The organism is Streptomyces sp. NPDC001270 (assembly GCF_042896695.1).
Classification (GTDB): domain Bacteria; phylum Actinomycetota; class Actinomycetes; order Streptomycetales; family Streptomycetaceae; genus Streptomyces.
This window is the reverse complement of record NZ_JBIAXM010000085.1, coordinates 1-6775: the sequence shown is the minus strand read 5'-3', so window position 1 is coordinate 6775 and position 6775 is coordinate 1. Positions and strand designations below refer to the sequence as shown.

At 67.5% G+C, this 6775-nt stretch carries 5 protein-coding genes and 3 pseudogenes; 6 read left to right on the top strand and 2 right to left on the bottom strand.

Features of this window, described 5'->3' with window-relative positions; translation table 11 throughout:
- The first annotated feature begins 170 nt into the window (after nt 1–170).
- The 6 genes and pseudogenes from ACFY2B_RS45935 to ACFY2B_RS45910 all read left to right on the top strand — a co-directional run bounded on the left by ACFY2B_RS45935 (nt 171) and on the right by ACFY2B_RS45910 (nt 5509).
- Nucleotides 171–2081 (top strand): acyl-CoA dehydrogenase, encoded by a 1911-nt coding sequence (locus ACFY2B_RS45935; protein WP_390769011.1) that lies wholly within the window; start codon nt 171–173, stop codon nt 2079–2081.
- A 654-nt stretch (nt 2082–2735) separates the two neighbouring features.
- Nucleotides 2736–3335, top strand: coding sequence for a hypothetical protein (locus ACFY2B_RS45930; protein WP_390769010.1), 600 nt, complete (start codon nt 2736–2738; stop codon nt 3333–3335).
- Nucleotides 3244–3456: pseudogene (locus ACFY2B_RS45925) on the top strand (hypothetical protein); the annotation flags it as partial. The gene ACFY2B_RS45930 and the pseudogene ACFY2B_RS45925, both read left to right, overlap by 92 nt.
- Nucleotides 3446–4216 (top strand): annotated as a pseudogene (locus ACFY2B_RS45920) (transcriptional regulator); the annotation flags it as partial. The pseudogenes ACFY2B_RS45925 and ACFY2B_RS45920, both read left to right, overlap by 11 nt.
- 4 nt (nt 4217–4220) lie before the next feature.
- Entirely contained in the window at nt 4221–4778 is a 558-nt protein-coding gene (gene tpg / locus ACFY2B_RS45915) for a telomere-protecting terminal protein Tpg (RefSeq protein ID WP_390769009.1), read from the top strand.
- Between the two features lie 440 nt (nt 4779–5218).
- Nucleotides 5219–5509: a hypothetical protein gene (locus ACFY2B_RS45910; protein ID WP_390769008.1), complete on the top strand. Its 291-nt coding sequence runs from the start codon at nt 5219–5221 to the stop codon at nt 5507–5509.
- A 349-nt stretch (nt 5510–5858) separates the two neighbouring features.
- Here ACFY2B_RS45910 and ACFY2B_RS45905 read toward each other — a convergent pair whose 3' ends face one another.
- Together ACFY2B_RS45905 and ACFY2B_RS45900 are read right to left on the bottom strand one after the other, a co-directional pair.
- The gene (locus ACFY2B_RS45905; RefSeq protein WP_390769007.1) at nt 5859–6281 is read right to left on the bottom strand and encodes a hypothetical protein; all 423 of its coding nucleotides are present in this window, start codon (nt 6279–6281) and stop codon (nt 5859–5861) included.
- A 313-nt stretch (nt 6282–6594) separates the two neighbouring features.
- Nucleotides 6595–6775, bottom strand: a pseudogene (locus tag ACFY2B_RS45900) (hypothetical protein); the annotation flags it as partial.

The window sequence follows — 6775 nt, the reverse complement described above, 5'->3', positions numbered from 1 at the left end:
TGTACCCACCCGCCTGCGCATACCTCACCACCATGGCGTACCGCAGGGATCAAGGAACGTCATCCCCTCGGGCGACTACGAGTTCAATCGGAGTACCACATTTCCAAGCTGCGGAATCGTGGGAATGATCATGCTGAACACGCCCGGTGGCATGGCCTATCGTCCGCTGAGTGATCACCCAGACGCGTTCGCAGAAGGACCACTCCGTTGCAGCAGACCTTACCCGAGCACTCTTTGCCGGCCGGTTCGACCAGATCCACAGGCCCTGGCGCGACTTCTTCAGCACCAGCGCCTTCCACCATCGCGAGCTGCCGCCCGAGGACCGCATGGCGCTCAGCTACCAACGCCTGCGTCATCTCAACAAACTCCTTCTTGACGGCCCCGACAGCCCCGAGGCCCTCGCCCAGGACCCGTCGCGGCTCACAGCCCTGCATGAGTGGGTAGGCCCGGTCGATCCAGGGCTCGGCACGATCCTGACCATCCATTACAACCTCTTCCTGGGCAGCCTGACGAACTTCGAAGACACGAATGGATACGATCTGCGCCCCTTCGCGGCCATGGACCGCACTGGCGTCTTCCTCTGCACGGAACGGGACTACGGCAACAACGCCCCACAGCTGAAAACCACTTCCACCTGGGACCCCGCCAGCCGCGAGTTCATTCTTCACACGCCCGGACCTGGCGCAGCTAAGTTCATGCCGAACACCAGCTCGACCGGCGGCCCCAAGACGGCCCTGGTCGCGGCTCGCCTGATCGTCGCCGGCAAGGACGAGGGCGTGCACCTCTTCCTTGTGGATCTCCACGACGCCACTACCGGAGAATCCCTGCCGGGCATCTCCATCGAGCGCCTGCCGCAGACCGCGGGAGCCCCCGTCGACCACTGCATGACGACCTTCACCCGAGTCCGTCTGCCATACGAAGCAATGGTGCAGTCCGCTCACGGCCGGCTGACGCCGGAGGGTATCTACACCAGCACCGTCGGGGGCACCCTTAAGCGGTTCCACAGCTCAGTAGAGCGGGTCACCGACGGGAAGCTGTGCATGCAGGCATCCGTCCTGGGTGCCACCCGCCACGCCTTGACCGTTGCCGTCCGCTACGCCCACATCCGGCATACCTCCAGCGGCACCAGAGGCGGCAGCGTCCCGCTGTGGCACCACCGAAGCCACCACGCGCCACTGCTCGAAGCCCTGGCGACTGCCTACGCCGCGACCTTTCTCCACCGTTCGGCGGTCCGTTCCTGGGAGCAGGCCACCACACCGGAAGAACGCGCCGACGCCGAACGACTGGCGGCTATCACCAAGGGGTGGATCACCTGGCGCGGGCGCGAGGTGATGGACGAGTGCCGCGAGCGCTGCGGAGCGCAGGGGCTTCTCCTGGCCAACGGCATCGCCTTCCAGCGCGCGGCAGGTGAGGGCGCCATCACCGCAGAAGGCGACAATAAGGTGATCTGGATCAAAGCTGGCATGGAGCTGGTCATGGGCCACTTCACCGGCGAGAAACTCCGCCCCCGGCCAAGTGACCTCACCGACTCTGAATCCCTACAGGAACTACTCGCCGACATCGCCCGAATATGGCGCGACCGCGCCGCCGAGCGGCTCCGCGGAACGGACGAGACACCCGAGGCAACGGACGACGGCGCTAGCAGCCCGGGGCGCCCCCAGCGCCGCCCCGGCAATGCCCTCCAGCGGACCGTCCTGCCCGCGCTGCGACTGGTGGATGCCTACGCCCCCTTCCTCGCAGCCCAGGAACTGCTGAGGGCCGCTCAGCAAGCGGCTGGCCCTGAGACCAAGCGCCTCCTGTATGCCCTCCACCGGCTCTTCGCGCTGCACCACATCGCCGCCCACACAGGAGACCTCCTCGTAGAGGGGCGCCTGACCGGCGATCAGATCCGGACCATGCACGACACGATCGAGCTCGTGCTCGATGAACTCGAACCCCACGGTCTGCTCCTCGCCAACGCGCAGGGCATTTCGGAGGATCTTCTCCTCAGCCACCCGATCATGGCGGCTGACCCCGACTGCGAAACCCAGTCCGCCCCCACAGTCCCCGCTGAGGTCGGGGCCGGGGGACAGGCTTCCTAGAGGCACCCGCGGCGCAACGGGCAGAGGCCGGTGGGGACACCGTCTTAGGCAAGCCGAACACGACGATACGGCCCCACCTGTGCCCCGGGAACCTCCCCTGGTACACGCGGCGGACGCGGCGGTCCGCCTGTCCGCCTTCCCGGAGCTGCCGGCCGTCTGCTGCTGACGGCCCTGCCGGCCGGCAGCGGGGTACCGACGGCAGGCATCGGGAACCGTGCCTCGTCCGTATGGTGCCCGGCACTCACGGATCCGGTTCTGCTGCGGTCTGCCCGCGGCGGGCTCGCGATGACGGAGGGCCGGCGGCAGACCGTCGCTCGGCCGCTTCGAGGGAGCGCCGCTCGTTGCACCCGACGGGCAGGGCGCGGCCAGGCCAGGGACGGCTGCGGCCGGGCGCCCGCGGGGCGCGGGTTTCAGCGGTCCTCAGTGGCGGCGGTGGCCCCCGAGCGGCCTCCGCCCCCACAGGGCCCATCCAGCGCCGGTGCACCCGGCTTCTCCCGCACGGCGGGAAGCGGCACGAACTCCTCCCCTGCAACACGGACTTTCCTCCCGCGCCTTCACCCCGCCCGCGCTCGCCCTGGCCTGTACGCCGGGCGTTCAGTGCGGTTGCTGCGGGAAGAGACTGTGCTGCGTCTTCACGGATGGCGTGCCGTAGCCATGCTGCTTTGCTGGCTGGGGCGGGAAGAGGGATGCCGCCAAGCCGGCTTCGCCGCCCGCAGAGCAGGCGCGCCAGCCGTCTCTCCCGCCCAGCACGCCACCGTCGACCAGCACGCCACCGGCCCAGGCCGTCTCCCGCTCCCTCCGCAGTGGCAGCAGCACGCCGAGCTCATCGACCGGCTCCTGGACGCCGCCGCCCGCGACCCGCCCACCGTCGGCCTCACCGTCAGCAACGAACCCATCGACAGCCACCTCGTCGGCCTGTTCCGCGACTGGATCCAGCACCAAGTCATGGACGAGGTCGACCGTGCGGACAACGCACGCGAGAACGCCCTGATCCACGCGTTCTTCGGCGACGACGCGGCCCTCGACCTACTCGCCGCCCACGTCACCACTCAGACCGCGCAGAGCGCCCGGCTCGCCCTGCAGCCCGCACCCGACACCTTGTGCGCGGTGCAGCGCGGCCACCACGAGGTGTTCGTATGCCGCGGCGCAGAGCTGCACCACCGCCCCGGCCGGGCGGCGCATTCTGAAGGCGGTGCGCCGTCTGCCCGCGGTGTCTCGGCGGCGGGTCAAGGACCGGCCACTGCTGCCCCGTGAGGTCGACGCCGAGCTGGTGCCGGCCATGTGGCGGTGCGCGGTGTTCTCCAACGCCAAGCTGCCGCAGGGCGCGGTCGACCGGGACGCCTACGTGGTGTGCGTGCTGGAGCAGCTGCACCGTCGACCTGTCCCACATCGAGCTGGACCCGCGCCTGCCCAGCCCGTTCACACCGGACGGTACCAGGCCGACGGGACCGGCCTGGTACCAGACCCACACCGTGGCCTACGCCCAGCAGCTCGGTTACAACGTCCAGCCGATCGAGGCGTACCTGCGCCGCGAGACCGGCTCCTACCTGGACCCGTGGCACGACCGCCTCAAGAACGCCTACGTCGACACCCTCGCCGACCTCGGCGTCACCGCGGACCTGTCCGACCCGCAGTTCCTGGCCGCGATGGAACGCCACAAGCAGGCCGACCCGGCCCTGGCCGCCGTCCTGTCCGCCATCAAGGCCACGGTCAAAGGCGGCGTGGGCAAGCTGCGCGAGCGCCCCCAGGGCCGTCACTACAAGGACGGGGAACGCTGGCCGGCCCTGGAACGCCCGACCTGGCGTCCCGACATCCGCGCGGCCGTCATCGCCAAGGCCCGGGTCAACATGCACCGCAAACTGCTGAACATGGCGAAGATGACGGGTCTGTACCCGATCGCCGTACTGTCCGACTGCGTCGTCTACCCCTCACCGGGCGACAGCCCGCTCGCCTTGCTGCCCTATGCGGCGTCCGGCAAGCCGCAGCCCGGCGGGTTCCGCCTCGGGCCCACACCGGGCCTGGCGAAGCTGGAGGGCGTCCAGCCGATGCTGTGGGCGGTCGAGCTGATGGAGAAGGGCTACAACCCAGCCCGCCACATCAAGGGCGGCGACGCCGTCATGGACGAAGGGGAGTAGGGCTGTGGGCGAGATCGACGACGCGATCGAGCGCGTAGACCGGGAGTCCTTCACCAAGGACCCGCCCAAGACACTCAAGGGCCAGATCGGCTACCTCCTCAAGCAGTTGGGCAGCGCCAAGGCCGTCGCCCAGGAGATCGGCGTCACCGCCGACTCCGTCAACCGCTACCGGCGAGGCGCCCGCAAGCACGCCCGCACCGACGTCGCCGCGAAGATCGACGACGCCGTACGGAAGCGGTGGCAGCCCATGGTGCGCAAGCGCCGGCAGCGCCAGGCCGCCACCACCGGCGGAATCACCGTGGAAACGAGGGCCCGGTTCGGGTACACCGCGCCGGTCGGCACGACCGACGACGGCCGGTTCCGGCGACTCACCGTGCACCTCCCCCCGGAGTACGCGCAGCGCCTCTTCGACGCCCGCGACACGGGGGCCAGCGACCAGCAGATGCGCGGAATCATCGCCGAAGGGTTCAAGGAACTGTATTTCCAGTACGGCGGCGGTCGCGCTATGGGACTGTCGGACGTTGAAATCAACGACATCGACTATTTGGACCTGGACTACTAAGTAGGAGCGAAAGCGTGACCGCTGAATTTCCTGTGTGAGCCGAAGCACGATAGCTGTCACAGAGGCGGGCTTGTTGTCACCGGGTCCGTTCCGGTGGCGGCAGGCCCGCCTCGGTTCGGTGGGCGAGTTTGGCCGGCGTAGGTGTCCAGGAGGGGCTTGAGCTGGTGGTAGTAGTGGACGCTGTCCTGTTGCGTGTCGTGTGTCCCAACACCGAAGAACGCCCCGTGGAGCCTCCCCCAAGGGCCTGACCGGACTTCCTTCGCTGTTGCGGCACGCGATACGCAACAATCCAACACACACTCAGAGAGTTACCAACGCGTAAGCGGACCTGTTTCAGGGTCAACTCGATGCCAGCCGCCCTACACGAACGGGTGGAATGCCGTCAAGTTATGCGGAAACGATTGAGATAGGCAGACTCGACACACACTTCTGGAGACTCCTTGAAGCGCTTGCTGCATGCGACCGGCGTTGTCGTTGCGACCACCGTCCTGTGCCTGACCGCCGTCACCAACGCCGTTGCGGCCAATGGTGCGCTCATCGTCAATGGTGCTACGTACGTGGAACCCCACGGCTGCTTCGACTCGGAAGGGGTGCCGTTCGACGTGGACAATCAGGCCAATGCAATCGCACACGTCTTTGACGCACCTGGGTGTCAGGGAGGAGAGGTCGGCACCGTACCTCCGGGCGAGAGCCGCAGTTTTGGATATGGCAGCAGCGTGTTCATTGACTGATCGGCTTGATGAAAGGAAGAGGACCCTTAAGGACCAACCTGACCGTTAGTCTCGATCTTGCATGACGGCTCGTCAGCTCGGCTGGCGGGCCGTTTCTGCGTATATGGCAAGGGACCGGCTGCCCAGGACTCCAGCAACAGAAAGGGCTGCAAAATGGCCGGTGATGACAAGTACGCTACCTCACCGGTGACAACAAACGTGCTTCAGGAGTTCCGAAACGGCCAGCTTACCCAGCGCCGAAGGTGTCAACTATCGTGCTTCGGCTCACTGAGCGCTTCAGTTGGCGAGTGAGCCCGCGAGTTGGCGACTGGAGCGGGCGGCGTCGATGGCTCGGGTGAGCTGGAGCGACTCAGTGGTGGCCGGTCCATCCGCCCAGCCGGCCCAGGAGACGCCACGCCGGCCGCTCGTGCTGTCGGCCCACGTGCCGCTTCGTCTCCCACGACAGCGCCCTGCTGCCGTATGCACGCGTGGCCAGGCGGTTCACCTCCTCCTCTACGTCCCGTAGATGCTTACCAATGCGTTGAATCCCCTGGTTGCAGTCCCTGAGCCACAGCACCCCCAGCAGGAGCGTGGCGACGGCGACGTACACCGAGGGCCTGTGTAGGGAGACTCCCCCTGTTCCCGTGACGAGGGCAGCGATCACTCCCGAGAAACCGAGTATCTGCATCCTCGACGTCACACGCTGGGCGATCTCCGTCCGCAACGACTCGTACTCCCGCATGAGCAGAGCGATGATCTCGGCATCGTGGTCCTGGCTGTTCTGCTGTGCCATGTCTCCCCCAGGGGCCGGCCCGCATCTGCTCCTGGCGTTCCCCCGCCCTCTGGAGCCAACCCGTATTTGAGGAAGACCTGCGCCCCGCAGCCACCGCACTCGTTGACTGCGAACCGCCCGGCATACGTTCAACTCGCCAACTGAGACGCCCAGTCACATTTCCGCCCATCGACCGCGACAAGAGCCCGCTGTTCGACGCTGACCACGACCCGGTCCGCGTCGCCGACGCGCTGCGACGCAGCCCGCACTTCGCGGCCGCGGACGCCGACCCCGGCGGCGACACGGTGTGGTTCACCACCGAGGCCGGCATCAACTACACGCTGACCTTCAAGGACGCGGAGCCCACCGACGACGACGTCTTGTGTTTCCGCAGACGGCGGCGGTTGTAGAGGGTCTCGATGAAGTTGAAGACCTCGGCGCGGGCGGTGGCTCGGTCGGGCCAGCTTCGGGTGCCGATCTCCTCCTTGAGTAGGGCCCAGGCACTCTCCGCGGCG